This is a genomic window from Ideonella flava (assembly GCF_051857595.1).
In the GTDB taxonomy this organism is placed as follows: Bacteria; Pseudomonadota; Gammaproteobacteria; order Burkholderiales; family Burkholderiaceae_C; genus Ideonella.
In genome coordinates this window covers 357,144-374,318 of record NZ_JBPZHD010000006.1, presented here as the reverse complement: position 1 = coordinate 374,318, position 17,175 = coordinate 357,144, and the positions used below count along the sequence as shown (strand labels likewise).

Here is a 17,175-nt window from a genome sequence, read left to right as displayed (position 1 = left end):
CCGCCGCGCGGGGCAGACCCGCGGCAGTCCGCGAAACAGGCAGTGAGCATATCGGCGTGGAACCTCGCCTTATGCCATCGCACGGCCCACGAGGCCGTGACAATTTGCCCACTCCCGCGGGCGCCTCGCCGCTCAGCGCGTCATCCGAGCGGTGCCGGGGCCTGGACCGGTCCTACTTGCACCGCGCAGTACTTGAACTCGGGAATCTTGCCGAAGGGATCCAGCGCGGGGTTGGTCAGCAGGTTGGCCGCGGCTTCCGCGAAGGCGAACGGGATGAAGACGGCGCCCAGCGGCGTGCCGTCGTCCCTGCGGGCCCTGAGCCGGACACTGCCGCGACGCGACGCCACCTGCAGCCAACCGCCGGGCACTATGCCCAGGCGCTCCAGGTCCTGCCCGTGCAGGCTGGCCGTCGGCGTGGGCTCCAGCGCATCGAGCACCTCGGCCCGCCGCGTCATGCTGCCGGTGTGCCAGTGCTCGAGCTGGCGGCCGGTGATCAGCACGAAGGGATAGTCGCCGTCAGGGCGTTCGTCGGCCGGTACCAGCTGGGCGGGTACCAGCTGAACGCGGCCGTCGCTGGTCGGGAAGCGGTCGGTGAAGACGATGGGCTGGCCGGGATCGTCGGCGGTGAGGCAGGGATAGGTCACGCTGTCCTCGCGTTCCAGGCGCTCCCAGCTGATGCCGGCGATCACGCCGTGCATGGCCTGGCGCATCTCCTCGTACACCTGGGCGACGCCGCTTTCGGGGCCCTCGTAGCGCCAGGGCAGGCCCATGCGCTGCGCGATCTGCTGGATGATCCAGAGGTCGGGCCTCGCGTCGCCGGGCAGCTCCAGCGCCCGGCGGCCCATCTGCACCATGCGGTCGGTGTTGGTCACCGTGCCGGTCTTCTCGGGCCAGGCACTGGCGGGCAGCACCACGTCGGCGAGCCAGGCGGTCTCGGTCAGGAACAGGTCCTGCACGACCATGTGCTCGAGGTTGGCCAGGCCGGCGCGGGCGTGGGCCAGGTCCGGGTCGCTCATGGCCGGGTTCTCGCCCATGATGTACATGCCGCGGATCTTCTTCGGGTCGCCCTCGTCCTTCAGCGCGTGGTGAAGGACCTCGACCACCGTCAGGCCGGGCCGGTCGTCGAGCTTGGTGCCCCAGAAGTTCTCGAACCAGGCATGCGCCTCGGGCTTGCTGACGCGCTGGTAGTCCGGGAACATCATCGGGATCAGGCCGGCATCGCTGGCGCCCTGCACGTTGTTCTGGCCACGCAGGGGATGCAGGCCGCTGCCCGGCTTGCCGATCTGGCCGGTGATGGCCGCCAGGGCGATCAGGCAGCGTGCGTTGTCGGTGCCGTGCACATGCTGGCTCACGCCCATGCCCCACAGGATCATCGAGGCGGGACTGGTGGCGTAGGCGCGCGCCACCTCGCGGAGGGTGGCGGCCGGGATGCCGCAGATCGGCTCGCAGACCTCGGGCGAGAAGGCCGCGACGCTGGCCTTCAAGGCCTCGAAATGGTCGACGCGCTCGGCGATGAAGGCGGGGTCAGTCAAGCCTTCATCGATGATGGTGTGCAGCATGGCGTTCAGCAGGGCCACGTCGCTGTCGGCCTTGAACTGCAGCGTGCGCCAGGCGTGACGCGCCAGGTCCGTCCGGCGCGGGTCGGCCAGCACGATCTTGGTGCCGCGCTGGGCCGCGTTCTTCATCCAGGTGGCCGCCACCGGGTGGTTCTGCGCCGGGTTGGCGCCGATGATGATGACGAGGCCGGCGTGCTGCACGTCGTTCACCGGGTTGCTCACCGCCCCGGAGCCCACGCCCTCGAGCAGGGCCGCCACGCTGCTGGCGTGGCATAGGCGTGTGCAGTGGTCGACGTTGTTGCTGCCGAATCCCGTGCGCACCAGCTTCTGGAAGAGATAGGCCTCCTCGTTGCTGCCCTTGGCCGAGCCGAAGCCGGCGAGCGCCGCGGGGCCGTGCTGGTCCCGCAAGCGCTTCAGGCCGCCGGCAGCAGCCTCCAGCGCTTCTTCCCAGGTGGCTTCGCGGAAGACCTCGCGCCAGTCCCGCGGCGGCTGCCCCGGGTGGTGCTGGGCACCGGCATCCTTGGCCACGCCCGGCTTGCGGATGAGCGGCGTGGTCAGCCGCTGCGGATGGTTGACGTAGTCGAAGCCGAAGCGGCCCTTGACGCACAGGCGGCTCGCGTTGGCCGGGCCGTCGCGACCCTTGACCGCGACGATGCGCTCGCCCTTGACCTGGTAGGTCAGCAGACAGCCCACGCCGCAGTACGGGCAGACGGAATCCACCTCGCGGTCCACCCGCTGGTCGCCGATCAGCGTCTTCGGGCTCAGGGCGCCGGTCGGGCAGGCCTGCACGCATTCGCCGCAGGCGACGCAGGTGCTGGCGCCCATCGGGTCGTCCAGGTCGAAGGCAATGTGCGCCTCGCCTCCGCGGCCGAGGTAGCCGATCACGTCGTTGACCTGGGCCTCCCGGCAGGCCCGGACGCAGCGGGTGCACTGGATGCAGGCGTCGAGGTTGACGGCCATGGCGGGGTGGCTCAAGTCGGCCTCGGGCTGCCGGCGCTGCAACGCCTTGAGCGCCGGGCGCGGGCTCACACCAAGTTCATCGGCCCAGTGGCTGAGCTCCCCGTGCGGGCGCGCCGCATCGCCGTCATTCCACTGGTAGCCGGTCTCCGGCAGGTCGGCCAGCAGCATCTCCAGCACCATCTGCTGGCTCTTGCGGGCGCGGTCGCTTTGCGTCTGCACCACCATGCCCGGCTGCACCGCGCGGCAGCAGGACGCCGCCAGCGTGCGCTCACCTTGCACCTCGACCACGCACGCGCGGCAGTTGCCGTCGGGCCGCAGACCATCGACGTAGCAAAGCCGCGGGACGTTGACGCCGGCGCGCTCGGCCGCCTTGAGGATGGTCTCGCCTTCGTGGGCCTCGCAAGGCTGGCCATCCAGCGTGAACGAAATCATGGCTTCACCTCGTCCGGGAAGTAGCGTTGCACGCAGCGGATCGCGTTGGGCGCGGCCTGCCCCAGGCCGCAGATGGAGGCGTCAGCCATCACGGCCGACAGGTCGTCGAGGGTGGCGTTGTCCCAGGCCGGCGACTGCATCAGCACGGCCGCCTTCTCGGTGCCGACGCGGCAGGGCGTGCACTGGCCGCAGCTCTCGTCGGCGAAGAAGCGCATGGCGTTCAGCGCCGCGTCACGCGCGCGGTCGTGCTGGCTCAGCACCACGACAGCGGCCGAGCCGATGAAGCAGCCATGCGGCTGCAGGGTGTCGAAATCCAGCGGCACGTCGGCCAGCGAGACCGGCAGGATGCCGCCCGAGGCGCCGCCGGGCAGGTAGGCGTGCAGCGTGTGGCCCTCGGCCATGCCGCCGCAGAACTCGTCGACCAGCTCGCGCAGGGTGATGCCGGCCGGCGCGAGCTTCACGCCGGGGCGCCTGACGCGGCCGCTGACGCTGAAGGAGCGCAGGCCCTGGCGGCCGTTGCGCCCGAAAGCACTGAACCAAGGCGCGCCGCGCTCGGCGATGTCGCGCAACCAGTACAGCGTCTCGGCGTTGTGCTCCAGCGTGGGCCGGCCGAACAGGCCCAGCTCGGCGATGTACGGCGGCCGCAGCCGCGGCTCGCCACGCTTGCCCTCGATGCTTTCGATCATCGCGGACTCTTCGCCGCAGATGTAGGCGCCGGCACCGCGGCGCAATTCGAGGCGGGGCAAAGGGCAAGGCGGATGGGCCTGCAGCAGGGCCAGCTCGCGTTCGAGGATCTCGCGGCAGCCGGCGTATTCGTCGCGCAGGTAGAGGTATGCCGCCTCGCAGCCCACCACCTGAGCGGCGATCAGCACGCCCTCGAGGAAGCGGTGCGGGTCGCGCTCGAGGTAGGTCCGGTCCTTGAAGGTTCCGGGTTCCCCCTCGTCGATGTTCACGGCCATCAGGCGAGGCGCGGAGAAGCCACGCACGATGCGCCACTTGCGCCCGGCAGGGAAGCCCGCGCCGCCCAGTCCGCGCAGGCCCGAACCTTCCAATGCGGCCAGCAGCTCATCGGCGCTGCGCTCGCCGTTGACCAGCTCTGCGGCCACCTGGTAGCCGCCGCGCGCCCGGTAAGCCGCGTAGCCGACGAAGGCCGGTGCGATGTCCGCCTCCTCGCCGGTCGTGATCTCGCAGGGCGCCTGGGCCGCTGGATCGAAGGCGGCATCGTCGGCCGCCGCGGGGTGCCGGCGATCGTTCGCCGCCGCATGCTCGCAGACTGATTCGACCGTGGCATGCGGCACGGGCCGCTGGCCGACGATCGCCACAGGTGCCTGCTCGCAGCGGCCGACGCAGGGGGCATGCACCACACGCACACCACCGCCCACGGCCTTGGCCACACCGTCCCTCAAGGCCTCGGCGCCGGCCATCGCGCACGCCAGGCTGTCGCACACGCGCACCGTCAGCGCGGGCACGACCTCTTCGTCCCGCACGATCTCGAAGTGGTGATAGAAGGTCGCCACTTCGGCGACCTCGGCCATCGACAGGCTCATCTCCGCAGCCAGCGCGACGAGATGCCCCTCGCGCAGGGCGCCGTGGGCATCGTTGAGGCGGTGCAGGTGCTCTATCAGCAGCTCGCGCGGGTGGGGCCCCGGGCCGATGAGTGCACGCACTGCGGCACGGGCTTCGTCAGTCGGTTGGCGGCCCTTCAATTGCGCCCGGGCCCGGCGCGGCGAGGGACCCGCGATGCGGACCTCGGCAGGTGGATTCGGCATGCAGCCGAGTATGCGTCATGGCACCGGCAGCCGGAAAGCGGACACCCGTTCGGCGAGCGCCGCGGCACGGTCGCGCAACGCCCCGGCAGACGCCGCCGTCTGCTCGACCAGCGCCGCGTTGCCCTGCGTCGAGCGGTCCAGCTCGTGCGCGGCCCGGCCCACCTGCTGCACGCCGGTGGACTGCTCGCTCGTGCCGAGCGCGATCTGCTCGATCAGCCCGCCCACCCGGCCCGCGCCTTCGACGACGTGGTCGATGGCCTGCCGGGCGCTGGCCACGACGATGTTGCCCTCGCCGACCTGCGTCACGCTGGTCTCGATCAGTGACTTGATCTCGCGCGCCGCGTCGCCCGAGCGCCGGGCCAGCGCGCGCACCTCGCCGGCCACCACCGCGAAACCGCGGCCCTGCTCGCCTGCGCGCGCGGCCTCGACAGCGGCGTTCAGGGCCAGGATGTTGGTCTGGAAGGCGATGCCGTCGATGACGCCGATGATCTCGCCGATGCGCGAGGAGGACTGGCCGATCGCCTCCATCGTGCGCACCACCGCGCCCATCGCGCGGCCCCCCTCGCCTGCCGCGCCGGCGTTCTCGCGCGCGATCGCGGCGGCCTCGACAGCGTGCCCGGCCGTCTGGCTCACGGTGCCTGAGATCTCCTCCATCGACGCGGCCGTCTGCTGCAGATTGGCGGCCGTCTGCTCGGTGCGGGCGGACAGGTCCATCGCGCCATTGGCGATCTCGCTGCTGGCCTGCAGGATGTCGTCGCTGCCGCTGCGCACGTCGCGCACGATGGCGCACAAGGCCGCCTGCATCTGCGCCAGGCAGACCATCAGTTCCGCTGCCTCGTCGCTGCCCCAGGGCCGCGGGCTGGTCGTGAGGTCGCCGGCGGTCATCGCCTGCAGATGGCGGCGGGTCTCGCGCAGTCCGCCATCGACCACGCGGTAGAAGCTGGCGAAGAAGTAGGCCGCCAGCAGCAGCCCGGCCACGACCACGGCGACGATCGCTTCCGCCTTCGAGTCGCCCCGTGCCTGGCGTGCGGCGAGCAGCGCATCGAGCTGCTCGAACATGCGCGCCTGGGTCGCCAGCAGGCTGGCGGTCAGCGCGTCACTCGCCTGCGCGATGGCGGCGGCATCTCCGCCGGCCACTGCCTTGTACAGGGCCTCGCGCTGCGCATCGACACGCGCCAGGGCCAGAGCCTCGCGTGTGCCCCCATGCAGCGTCTCGACCTTGTCGGCCGCGAGCTGCAGTTGCCCGGCGAGCAGGTCGGCATAGGCCTGGGAGCGGTGCATCGCGGTCATGGCGTCGATGCCATCGGCCGCGGCGAGCACCCGAACCTTGGCCGCCTCCTCGATGTACTGCGGCACGCGCATCAGCGAGCCGTCCATCAGGTAGTAGGTGTCGATGTCCGGGTCGAGCGTGAGGTTCGAGCCGTCGGTGGCCTGGTTGACGAGGTCTATCACGGCCTTGACGACCGCTGCATGGGCATCGGGCCGTCCGCCGGAGGCCAGCGCTGCCGCGCGGTCCTTGAGCGTCTGCAGCGCGGCCGCGGTACCGAAGGCGTCGCCGCTGGCCGCCTGCGCCTGCTCGACCTGGACCATGGCGGCCTGCCAATCGGCGCCCGCAGGCCTGGACTCGGCCCGCTGGCGCAGCGCCAGAGGCAACAGCGGCATGACCTGGCGCGCGTAGGCCAGGCCGTCGATTTCCTTGGCGGTGAAGTCGCGCTGGTCGGCGTACTGGCCGAACCAGGCGAGGCCCAGCGCGGCCATCGGCAGCATGAAGCACAGCGTGACGATGAGCGCCTTCGCCCGGAAGCCGAGGCGGCGGAACAGGCGAATGCCCGGCGCCCAGAGACCGTGATGGGCGAAGAAGCCGTCGGAGCCGGCGTGCTGCATGGGGTCGATCCCTTCCTGTTTGATCGATATCAAGCGATTGTGGGCAGGGGACGGATCCGCGATCGGCGCGAAATGAACTGCTTTTGCGGCCCGTTTGCGCCCCGGTCGGGCGGACCACAATCCCTGCATGGACGAAGTCGACACCGTCGTCGTGGGCGCCGGCGTGGTGGGCCTGGCCTGCGCACGCGCCCTGGCGCAGGCCGGGCACGAGGTGGTCGTGCTGGAAGCCGAGAACGCCTTCGGCACGGCCACCAGCGCCCGCAACAGCGAGGTCATCCACGCCGGTCTGTACTACCCGACCGGCTCGTGGCGCGCCCGGCTTTGCGTGCAAGGCAGGGGGATGCTGTATGACTACTGCGCGAGCCACGGCGTCGCCCACCGGCGCTGCGGCAAGCTGGTGGTGGCCTGCAGCGACGAGGAGCTCCCGAGGCTGGATGCGGTGCAGGCCCTCGCCGCGGCCAACGGCGTGCGCGACCTGCAGCGCCTGTCGGCCGCCGAGGCTCAGGCCCTCGAGCCGGCAATGGCCTGCCGCGGGGCGCTGCTGTCGCCTTCCACCGGCATCGTCGACAGCCACGGGCTGATGCTGGCCTTGCTCGGCGATGCCGAAGCCGCCGGCGCCATGCTGGCGCTGCAGTCGGCGGTTCGCGGCGGTCGCGTCGTCGGTGGCGGGCTGGAACTGGCGGTGGGCGGCGACACGCCGACGCGAATCAAAGCCCGGCGTGTCGTCAATGCAGCCGGCCTGCACGCCTGCGCGCTGGCCTCGTGCATCGAGGGCCTGCCCGCGCGCCATGTGCCGCAGGCGCACTTCGCCCAAGGCGCCTACTTCAGCCTCGCCGGCGCGGCACCCTTCTCGCGGCTGGTCTACCCGGTGCCCGGCCAGAGCAGCCACCTGGGCGTGCACCTCACGCTCGATCTGGCCGGACAAGCCCGCTTCGGCCCGAGCTTCCGCTGGGTGGACCGCGTGGACTACGAGGTCGACCCGGCCGACGGGGCGGGCTTCGCCGCCGAGATCCGCCGCTACTGGCCCGGCATCGACGACCGTCCAGCCGGCGCCTTGCAGCCCGGCTACGCCGGCGTGCGGCCCAAGATCAGCGGCCCCGGACAGCCGGCAGCGGACTTCCGCATCGACGGACCGCCCCTGCACGGCGTGCCCGGGCTGGTCAACCTGTTCGGGATCGAATCACCCGGCCTCACCGCGGCACTCGCCATCGCCGAGGTGGTGGCGCGCCTGCTCGCCCGCTGAAACGAAAAAAGGCAGCCCGACGGGCTGCCTTTGCGGGATGCGGAAGACCGCGTTCTCAGTCGTTCGCGTAGATATCCACGTCCTTGGTCTCGCGAAGGAACAGCATGCCGATGACGAAGGTCATCGAAGCCACCACGATCGGATACCACAGGCCGTTGTACATGTTGCCGGTCGAGGCCACGATGGCGAAGGCGGTGGTCGGCAGCAGGCCGCCGAACCAGCCGTTGCCGATGTGGTACGGCAGGCTCATCGAGGTGTAGCGGATGCGGGTGGGGAACATCTCCACCAGCGCGGCGGCGATCGGGCCGTAGACCATGGTCACGTAGATCACGAGGATGGTCAGGATGCCGACGATGCTCCACCACTGGCCGCCCATGAAGTCGATCGGCTTGGCCTTGGCCGGGTAGCCGGCCGTCTTCAGCGTATCGGCGACTTCCTTCTTGAAGGCGGCGACGGCCTTGACGCTCTCCTCGTCGAACTTCTGGTTCACCACATTGGCCGCGGGGGCCGTGATGACCTTGTCACCGATCGAGATGGTGGCCGGGGTGCCGGCGGGAGCGACCTCGTTGTCGTAGCTGACCGAGCTTTGCGCCAGGTAGCGCTTGGCGATGTCGCACGAGGTCTTGAAGTCGATCTCGCGGGCGATCGGGCTGCCCTGGAACGAGCAGTCGCCGGGCGCGGCATGCACCACCACCTTGTTGGCCTTCTGCGCGGCGGCCAGCTCGGGGTTGGCGGCGTTGGTCAGGGCGCCGAACAGCGGGAAGTAGGTCAGCGCGGCCAGCAGGCAGCCGGCCATGATGATCGGCTTGCGGCCGATCTTGTCCGACAGCGAGCCGAAGATGACGAAGAACGGCGTGCCGATCACCAGCGAGGCGGCGATCATCAGCTGGGCCGTGGTCGCGTCGACCTTGAGTTGCGAGGTCAGGAAGAACATCGCGTAGAACTGGCCCGAGTACCAGACCACGCCCTGGCCGGCCGTCAGTCCCAGCAGCGCCAGGATGACCACCTTCAGGTTGCGCCACTGGCCGAAGGACTCGGACAGCGGGGCCTTGGAGGTCTTGCCCTCGTCCTTCATGCGCTTGAAGGCGGGCGACTCGTTCAGGCTCAGTCGGATCCACACGCTGATGGCCAGCAGCAGGATGGACACCAGGAACGGGATGCGCCAGCCCCAGTCGGCGAAGGCGGTGTCGCCGACGGCCGTCTTGATGCCGATGATCACCAGCAGCGACAGGAACAGGCCCAGCGTGGCCGTGGTCTGGATCCACGCCGTGTAGGCGCCGCGCTTGCCGTGCGGGGCATGCTCGGCCACGTAGGTGGCGGCACCGCCGTATTCACCGCCGAGCGCCAGGCCCTGCAGCAGGCGCAGGCCGACCAGGATCACCGGGGCGGCGGCGCCGATCGCGGCGTAGCTGGGCAGCACGCCGACGATGAAGGTCGACAGGCCCATGATCAGGATGGTCACCAGGAAGGTGTACTTGCGGCCGATCATGTCGCCGAGCCGGCCGAACACCAGCGCGCCGAAGGGCCGCACCAGGAAGCCGGCGGCAAAGGCCATCAGCGAGGCAATGAAGGCCGCGGTGGGGTCCAGCGCGGCGAAGAACTGCTTGCCGATGATCGCGGCCAGCGAGCCGTAGAGATAGAAGTCATACCACTCGAACACGGTCCCGAGCGACGAGGCGAAGATGACTTTCTTCTCCTCCGCGCTCATGGGCCGCGGGGCGGCGGGTGCAGTTGCCGTTGCCATGAAGACAAACTCCTGGAAGGGAATGGGGCCGCCACCTGTCGGCAGCTCCTGCTGGCCACTATCAGAAGGTGGTCTGACCAACTCCTGACACCAGGCTGATGCGAAGCTGACAAACTCAGGTCGAACCCTGATGACTCGTTTCACCATGTGGTAAAACGGGCCTCTCTTCGGGAAACACCCGAGGGCGTGCTGCAGCGCAGCAGCCGGCAGGGATCAATTGATCAGGCCACCGGCGCGGCGGCGAGCAAGTCCTCGCGCAGCATGGGCAGTGCATCCAGGCCCCAGTACAGGCGCGGCCGCCCTTCGAACTCGATCTCGAAAGTCGGCACGCCGAACAGGCCTCGGGCCACCGCGTCGTCGGTGAGCGCACGCAACTCGACCTTGACCTGTTCGCTGTCCGGGTCACGCACGGGCGCCAGGCTCGCACGCAGGGCCTGCAACCGCGCCGGCTCGTTGGGATCCGCGCCGCCGGACTGCCAGGCGTGGCGCATCAGGGCCTCGACGACGCGGCGGTTGGGCATGCGGCCCGCCGGCTGGCAGGCCAGCGAAAGGCGCAGAAGGGCCAGCGGGTTGAAGGGGTGCGGGCTGGGGCAATGCATGTCGGCCAGGCCCAGCTTGGCCGCCAGCCAGTCGACCTGGCGAAAGGTCCATTCCCGCTTGGCCGGGATCTCCGCCGGCCCCTTGTGCCCATGCGCCTTCAGCAGGCCGGCGAACAGCACCGGCCGGTACTCCACGAGGTAGCTGCAGCCTTCCAGCGCCTCGGGCAGATGCTCGAAGGCCATGTAGGCAAACGGGGAGATGACGTCGAAATGGAAGGTGATGGGGGTCATGCCGGCTTTCCCGTGGTGAGGGCCTGCGCCTGCGTGCGCCGGGCCGGCAACAGGGCCCACACGCGGCGCTTGTCCTCGTCAGCCATCGTGCTCCAGCCGGCGATCTCTTCGAGGGTGCGCAAGCAGCCCTCGCACCAGCCGGTCTTCGCATCCATGCGGCAGACATTCACGCAGGGGGATGGGACCCCTCGTCCGACGGGTACGTCGGCCGATCCCCCGAGGGGATCCGGGCCGGCTAGGGAGCGGCCCGTCGCTCGGCCCGGCGGGACCCCTCGTCCGACGGGTACGTCGGCCGATCCCCCGAGGGGATCCGGGCCGGCTAGGGAGCGGCCCGTCGCTCGGCCCGGCGGGACCCCTCGTCCGACGGGTACGTCGGCCGATCCTCCCCCGAGGGGATCCGGGCCGGCCAGGGAGCGGCCCGTCGCTCGGCCCGGCGGGACCTCTTCGCTCACGCCGGCTGCACCACGTCGGCCACCGGCGCGCCGGTGAGCTTTTCCAGTTCGGCCGGCGAGACGCGGAACACGCCGTTCGGGTGGCCGGCCGCGGCCCAGACCTCCTCGAAGCGGAACAGCTCGCGGTCGATCAGGGTCACCGGCGCCGTGGCATGGCCCACCGGCGCCACGCCGCCAATCGAATACCCGGTCTTGGCCTTGACGAAGCTGGCATCGGCCCGGCCTATGGGGCCGACCAGCGCCGCGACCTTCTTCTCGTCGACGCGCCGGTCCCCGGAAGCCACGACCAGCACGGCCGTGTCATCGGCCTTGCGGCGGAAGATCACGCTCTTGGCGATCTGCCCGGTCTGTAGGCCCAGGGCCTCGGCGGCCTCCTGGCAGGTGCGCGCGGGCACGTCCAGCCAGCGCGGCGTGTGCGGGTGACCCGCCTCGGCCAGCAGGCGCGTGACCTGCGCGAAGGCCTCGTGGAGCGAGTCGGGGGAGGTGGTGGTGTCGGTGTCGGCCATGGTGCCGGCGATTGTCACCGCGCGAGAATGCCCCCATGACAGATCCCGTGGACGATGCCGCCCTGATCGCCGCCACCCGCGACTGGGTCGACCGCGCCGTCATCGGCCTGAACCTGTGCCCCTTCGCCAAGAGCGTGCAGGTCAAGGGCCAGGTGCGCTATGTGGTCAGCCGGGCGGCCTCGCCTGAAGCCTTGCTGGCGGTGCTCGACGAGGAGCTGCAGGGCCTGGCCGAGGCCGATCCGGAAGCCGTGGACACCACGCTGCTGATCCACCCGGACGTGCTGGCGGACTTCCTGGACTTCAACGACTTCCTCGCGACCGCCGACGATCTGCTCGTCGAGCGCGGCCTGGAGGGCGTGCTGCAGATCGCGAGCTTCCATCCCGACTACCAGTTCGCCGGCACCGCGCCCGACGACATCACCAACTTCACCAACCGCTCGCCCTTCCCCACGCTGCATCTGCTGCGCGAGGCCAGCATCGATCGCGCCGTGGCCGCCTTCCCCGAGGCCGAAGAGATCTACGAGCGCAACATCGAGACGATGCAGGCCCTGGGCCGCGAGGGCTGGGAGGCGCTGTTCCCCTCGCGCCGCGATTGAATTGACCGTCGCTTGACCGGCTGTTCGCGCCTTTCGCGGCGGCCGTGCTTTCCTAGCATCGACGGCTCGCATAACCCCTGAACCGGGAGGATCCCCATGACGACGAACGACGGCCCCACCGTGCCGCGCGCTGCCCTGCGCCCCGACTACCTCTACTCCGGCGGCAACGTGCTGATGCACCCGCCATTGATGCTGGGCAGCTCCGAGATGTACGGCTTCTTCGTCAAGGGCGGGCGCGAGGCGCTGCAGCGCACGGTGGACGACACGCTCAATGCCGCCTCGGCCGGGCAGATGAGCTTCAAGGTGCTGTCGCCCTACGTGCTGCTGACCTTCACCGACGTCCAGCACGCGTACTCGAAGGACCCGGCCGACCGCGCCAAGGGCTGGGGCCAGGAGACCGACATCGTCACCTGGGTCATGGTCGGGCAGTTCATGCCCGGCGAGCACGCGATCCGGCACATCTACTTCTACCCGTGCCACATCTGGGTCAACGACTGCATGGCGCTGATCAACGGGCGCGAGCTGTACGGCTATCCGAAGTACGAGTGCGCGTACACCATGCCGAAGGCCGGCAGCGACCCACTCGAGTTCACCCTCGCCGCCAAGGGCTTCCAGCCCTTCTCGCCCGAGACCGAGCTGGCCATGCATCCGCTGCTCGAGGTGATGCCGCAGGGATCCGGCTCGCCCAAGCCCCTGCGCAACGTCGAGGCGCTGGTGCGGCAGATCGTGGAGCTGCTCGTGAGCGATGCCGACGCGCTGGATCTGTCGCTCGTCGGCTGGGAGCAGGTGATCCAGACCCTGCTGTCGCCGCAGATCGACCAGGTCTTCCTCAAGCAGTTTCCCGACGCGGCCGGGGTCAAGGCGGTCTACCAGGCCATCGTCACCGCGCCGGCGAAGATCGACGCCATCCACGCCATCCAGCTGCTGGGCGGCAGCTTCGACTGCACGCTGCACCCTTTCGCGAGCTTCCCGCTCGACCAGACCCTGGGCTGGCCGCTCGGCGCGCAGCCGGCCATCCTGCCCTTCCACGTCAGCATGGATTTCAGCGTCCCGCCGGGCGTGGAGCTGGTCGACAACTCCGTCATCCGGCCACAGAAAGTGGCCATCATCGGCGGCGGCGTGGGCGCGATGACCGCCGCCTTCTACCTCACCGACCAGCCGGGCTGGCAGAGCCGCTACGAGATCACCGTCTACCAGATGGGCTGGCGGCTGGGTGGCAAGGGCGCGAGCGGCCGCAATGCCGAAGCCGGTCAGCGCATCGAGGAGCACGGCCTGCACGTCTGGTTCGGCTTCTACGACAACGCCTTCGCGCTGATGCAGAAGGCCTACGGCCTGCTCGGCCGCCCGGCGGGCGCCCCGCTGGCCACCTGGGACGAGGCCTTCAAGCCGCAGCACTTCGTCGCCTTGACCGAATGGATCCGCGACCACTGGGAAATCTGGCCGGTCGACACCCCGCCCAAGCCCGGCACGCCCGGCCATGGCGGTGAACGCCTGTCGGTATGGGACGTGGTGGTCACCGCCTGCGAATGGGTCAAGCAATGGCTGGGCACGCTGGCCGACGCGCACGATGCGCCGCCGCCGGTCTGCGCGACCGTCGAGGACTCGCCGAACTGGCTGCACCGCCTGACCGCGGCCGTGGAATGCGAGCTCGAGCAACTGGCCGCCGACGTGCGCCACGCCGCCCACGCGCTGTGCTGCCTCGCGCGCAGCCTGGACCTCGCCCTGCACGAGACCTGCGACACCGACGACCACCGCTTCCTGCAGGCCAGCCTGCGCGGGATGCGCGACTGGCTGCGCGAGAGCTTCCCCGCGCCCGGCGAGCTCGCGACCGAGCTCCGGCGCGTGTACATCTGCGCCGACCTGGCCATCACCAGCCTCATCGGCATGTTCGAGGACGGCGTCTTCGAGCGGGGCTTCGACGTCATCAACGACATCGACTTCCAGGCCTGGCTGCTGGAGCACGGCGCGAACCCCGAGGTCACGGTGAACTCCGCCCCGGTCCGCGGCTTCTACGACCTGGTCTTCGCCTTCGAGGACGGCGACATCCACAAGCCCAACATCGAGGCCGGCACCATGCTGCGCGGCATGATGCTGGTCGCCTTTGCCTACCGCGGCGCGATCATGTGGAAGATGCAGGCCGGCATGGGCGACGTGGTGTTCACGCCGCTGTACCAGCTGCTGCGCCAGCGCGGCGTGAACTTCAAGTTCTTCCACCAGGTCGAGGAGTTGCTGCCGGCCGCCGATGGCCAGCCCGTCGTCGAGCAGATCGTGCTGACCCGCCAGGCCGACGTGACCCGCGGCGTGGACCACTACGAGCCGCTGGTCGACGTGAAGGGCCTGGCGTGCTGGCCCAGCACGCCGCAGTATGGGCAGATCGTGCCGGAGCAGGCCGCCCTGCTGCAGGCGAAGAACATCAACCTTGAATGCCACTGGAGCGACTGGCCGGACGTCTACGAGGCCACCTTCGGCCGGCCGTTGCCGAAGGTCGTGCTGCAACGTGGCCGCGACTTCGATCTCGTCGTCTTCGGCGCCTCGGTGGCCAGCGTGCCGGAGCTGGCGCCGAAGCTGGTCGAGCGCAGCCCGGCCCTCAGGGCCACGACGCAGCACGTGAAGACGGTCGCCACCCAGGCCTACCAGGTCTGGCTGAAGAAGGATTTGAAGGACCTGGGCTGGAGCACCTGGTCCAACTGCCCCGGCCACGCGAAGGAGGAGCCGGTTCTGAGCGGCTTCAGCGAGCCTTTCGACACCTGGGCGCCGCTGGACCAGCTGCTCGTGCGCGAGGACTGGCCAGCGGGCGAGGAGCCGAAGAATGTCTCCTACTTCTGCAGCGCCCTGCCCATGGCCCACTACCCGCCCGAGCGCGACTTCGCCTTCCCGGCCCAGTGCAAGGCCCAGGTGAGGGCCAACGCGACGGGCCAGCTGAACGGCCCGATCAGGGCGCTGTGGCCGAACGCGGTGACCGCCGAAGGCTTCAAGTGGGAATGGCTCGTCGACCTGCAGCGGCCCGACGGCAGCGGCGGCGAGCAGCGGTTCGCGAGCCAGTACTGGCGCGCCAACGTCGACCCTTCGGAGCGCTACGTGCTGTCGGTGGTCGGCAGCTCCGCCTACCGCCTGGCCACGGACGCATCCGGCTTCTCCAACTTCTACCTGACCGGCGACTGGATCCGCACCGGCCTGAACGCCGGCTGCGTCGAGGCCGCCACCATGGCCGGCATGCAGACCTCCCGCGCCATCAGCGGCTGGCCCACCACCATCAAGGGCGAATCCGGCTGGTGAATGCCGGCCCCCACGCGCCCTTCCGGGGGCTGCCCCCCAAAGGGGGCTCGCGCAGCGGACCGGCAAAGCCGGATCCGCGCACGCCACTTGAATTGGCCAAGCCCTCGCACGGGCGGAGAATTCACTTGGTCCGCTGCGCGAGTTCCACCGGCATGGAGGTGGACGCGTTCTGGCGTTCTGCCTTGCGGCGGGCCTTGTTCTCGTACATGTGGCCGTCGGCGCGATTGAGCAGCTCGAAGGGGTCGCAGCCCGGCTCCCAGTGGGCGATGCCGTAGCTGATGCCGGACTGTTCGAAGCCGGCCGTGACCAGCTCCAGCTCCAGCAGCATCAGGTGTTCGGCGATGTGCACTTCGCGGTGTCGCAGCGCCAGGATGGCGAATTCGTCGCCGCCCAGGCGGTAGCAGCGCGCGCCGTCGGCCTGCAGGCGGGCCAGGCCGCGGCCGACCGCGCGGATGAGGTCGTCGCCCCGCGCATGGCCCTGGCGGTCGTTGACGAGCTTCAGGCCATCGAGGTCGATCACCGCCAGCAGACACAGCTGCTGGTCGGGCTGCAGGCCGGGTGTGCCCCGCTGCTCGACCATCAGGTCGAATGCGTAGCGGTTGCCCAGACCGGTCATCGCGTCGGTGTGGGCCACCTTGAGCGTGTGGATGAGCTCCTCGGCGACGCGGTCCTTCTCCAGGCCCAGCAGGCGGATGCGGTCGGCCAGCGCGAAGGCCTGCAGCAGCGCTTCGACCGCGCTGCCGAACAGCGTCCAGGCTTCGGCGTTGTCGACCAGGTCCGGGATCAGGTCGAGGTTGCCGGGCAGGATGATCAGGCCGGGCAGCGCGAGGGCGGCAAAGGCGAGCAGGAAGAACCTCGCCGGCCGGTAGCCGCTGCGCAGGCTCCTGTAGCCGCTGGCCAGCGTGAGCACCATCCAGGCCGAGATCAGCACCGAGGCCACCAGGTTGGCCCACGGCAAGGCGAACACCGCCACCGGCGAGAGCAGCACGCCGGCCACGATCACCCCGACATGCAGCCTGAACAGGGTCGGATGCCGTTCGCGCAGGTTCAGGAAGTCGATGCAGAACAGCGATGCGGCCGGCGGCATCAGGAAGAAGGGCAGGTAGTGCCAGCGCAGACCATGCCAGCCCCAGAGCTCGGTCGGGATCTGGAACACCATGGCCCACGCGCAGACCGCCAGCGTGAGCTGGGCAAAGTAGTAGAGGTGGCTCGCCGTGCGCGTCAGCGTGAAGAGAAACAGGTTGAACAGCGCCAGCGCCACCATCGCGCCCAGGGAACCCAGCACCAGCAGGTTCTCCTGCAGGAGCTTGCGCTGGAACAGCGGCTCGGCGGTGAACTCCAGCTGCGGCACCGAGGCGAAGTAGCGGCTGTCCAGCCGTACCAGCGCCAGGTAGTCCACCCCCGGCAGGAGTTGCACGTCCTGCGCGTAGTGCAGCATGTGGACGCGCGGCGCGACATAGCCGGCGACGACCCGCTGGCGGCTGCCGTCGCTGCCCGACAGGCGCAGCTCCACGCGTTCGATGAGCGTGTTGTTGGGGTCGAAGACCCAGCGCATCGGCGCCGGTTCATCGTGCCGCAGGCGGGCCGCGAGCCAGTAGTGGCCGCCCTGCAGGCTGATCTGGGCCGGCTGGCGATGGCTCGCGAACCATGCCGCCAGCGGCGCGCCCTCAGCGGGAGGGGCCTCGTTCGCCCCGGCCTCGGCCAGCCATGCCGTGCCGACCATGTCCACTGGCTGGGAGCCGGACAGCCGCAGCAGCGGCGGCGCGTCCGCAGCCCATGCGGCGCCGCACCAGCCGAGGATGAGCAGGACCATCCAGCGACCCCACCGGGGCGACAACCGGCGGATCCAACCAACGACGCTTGGGTTCAACTTGGAGTGCTCGGTGACCGCTGATGGCGGCCCGGCCCATGGTTTGGCGAACGGCGG

At 70.0% G+C, this 17,175-nt stretch carries 11 protein-coding genes; 3 read left to right on the top strand and 8 right to left on the bottom strand.

Annotated elements, in window-relative coordinates:
- Nucleotides 1–140: 140 nt before the first annotated feature.
- Genes fdhF through ACS5PM_RS15440 form a run of 3 tightly spaced genes read right to left on the bottom strand, consistent with a single transcriptional unit; the run spans nt 141 to nt 6,601 of the window.
- The gene (gene fdhF, locus ACS5PM_RS15450) at nt 141–2,948 is read right to left on the bottom strand and encodes a formate dehydrogenase subunit alpha (RefSeq protein WP_439388541.1); all 2,808 of its coding nucleotides are present in this window, start codon (nt 2,946–2,948) and stop codon (nt 141–143) included.
- A complete protein-coding gene (locus ACS5PM_RS15445) occupies nt 2,945–4,717 on the bottom strand; it encodes an NADH-ubiquinone oxidoreductase-F iron-sulfur binding region domain-containing protein (RefSeq protein WP_439388540.1) in 1,773 nt (590 codons plus the stop codon). The genes fdhF and ACS5PM_RS15445 overlap by 4 nt, the downstream gene beginning before the upstream one ends.
- A 15-nt stretch (nt 4,718–4,732) precedes the next feature.
- The gene (locus ACS5PM_RS15440) at nt 4,733–6,601 is read right to left on the bottom strand and encodes a methyl-accepting chemotaxis protein (RefSeq protein WP_439388539.1); all 1,869 of its coding nucleotides are present in this window, start codon (nt 6,599–6,601) and stop codon (nt 4,733–4,735) included.
- A 127-nt stretch (nt 6,602–6,728) separates the two neighbouring features.
- Between ACS5PM_RS15440 and ACS5PM_RS15435 the strand changes: the two genes are divergently transcribed.
- Nucleotides 6,729–7,844 carry an NAD(P)/FAD-dependent oxidoreductase gene (locus ACS5PM_RS15435; protein ID WP_439388538.1) on the top strand — a complete coding sequence of 372 codons (1,116 nt, stop codon included), beginning with the start codon at nt 6,729–6,731 and terminating at the stop codon, nt 7,842–7,844.
- A gap of 55 nt (nt 7,845–7,899) precedes the next feature.
- Here the strand turns inward: ACS5PM_RS15435 and ACS5PM_RS15430 are convergent, their stop codons facing one another.
- The 4 genes from ACS5PM_RS15430 to ACS5PM_RS15415 form a co-directional block, all read right to left on the bottom strand.
- Nucleotides 7,900–9,588, bottom strand: coding sequence for an MFS transporter (locus ACS5PM_RS15430; protein ID WP_439388537.1), 1,689 nt, complete (start codon nt 9,586–9,588; stop codon nt 7,900–7,902).
- 221 nt (nt 9,589–9,809) lie between these two features.
- Nucleotides 9,810–10,418: a 2-hydroxychromene-2-carboxylate isomerase gene (locus ACS5PM_RS15425; RefSeq protein WP_439388536.1), complete on the bottom strand. Its 609-nt coding sequence runs from the start codon at nt 10,416–10,418 to the stop codon at nt 9,810–9,812.
- Entirely contained in the window at nt 10,415–10,588 is a 174-nt protein-coding gene (locus ACS5PM_RS15420) for a DUF1289 domain-containing protein (RefSeq protein WP_439388535.1), read from the bottom strand. Before ACS5PM_RS15420 ends, ACS5PM_RS15425 begins: the two co-directional genes overlap by 4 nt.
- A 278-nt stretch (nt 10,589–10,866) precedes the next feature.
- A complete protein-coding gene (locus ACS5PM_RS15415) occupies nt 10,867–11,376 on the bottom strand; it encodes a YbaK/EbsC family protein (RefSeq protein ID WP_439388534.1) in 510 nt (169 codons plus the stop codon).
- 35 nt (nt 11,377–11,411) lie between these two features.
- Here ACS5PM_RS15415 and ACS5PM_RS15410 point away from each other — a divergent pair, with 35 nt between their 5' ends.
- Both ACS5PM_RS15410 and ACS5PM_RS15405 read left to right on the top strand, forming a co-directional pair.
- A complete protein-coding gene (locus ACS5PM_RS15410) occupies nt 11,412–11,972 on the top strand; it encodes a DUF1415 domain-containing protein (RefSeq protein WP_439388532.1) in 561 nt (186 codons plus the stop codon).
- A gap of 96 nt (nt 11,973–12,068) precedes the next feature.
- Nucleotides 12,069–15,248, top strand: coding sequence for an NAD(P)-binding protein (locus tag ACS5PM_RS15405; protein ID WP_439388531.1), 3,180 nt, complete (start codon nt 12,069–12,071; stop codon nt 15,246–15,248).
- Nucleotides 15,249–15,369: 121 nt separating this feature from the next.
- On the opposite strand, the gene ACS5PM_RS15400 is transcribed toward ACS5PM_RS15405, so the two are convergent.
- Nucleotides 15,370–17,061: a 7TM diverse intracellular signaling domain-containing protein gene (locus ACS5PM_RS15400; RefSeq protein WP_439388530.1), complete on the bottom strand. Its 1,692-nt coding sequence runs from the start codon at nt 17,059–17,061 to the stop codon at nt 15,370–15,372.
- Nucleotides 17,062–17,175: the final 114 nt, after the last annotated feature.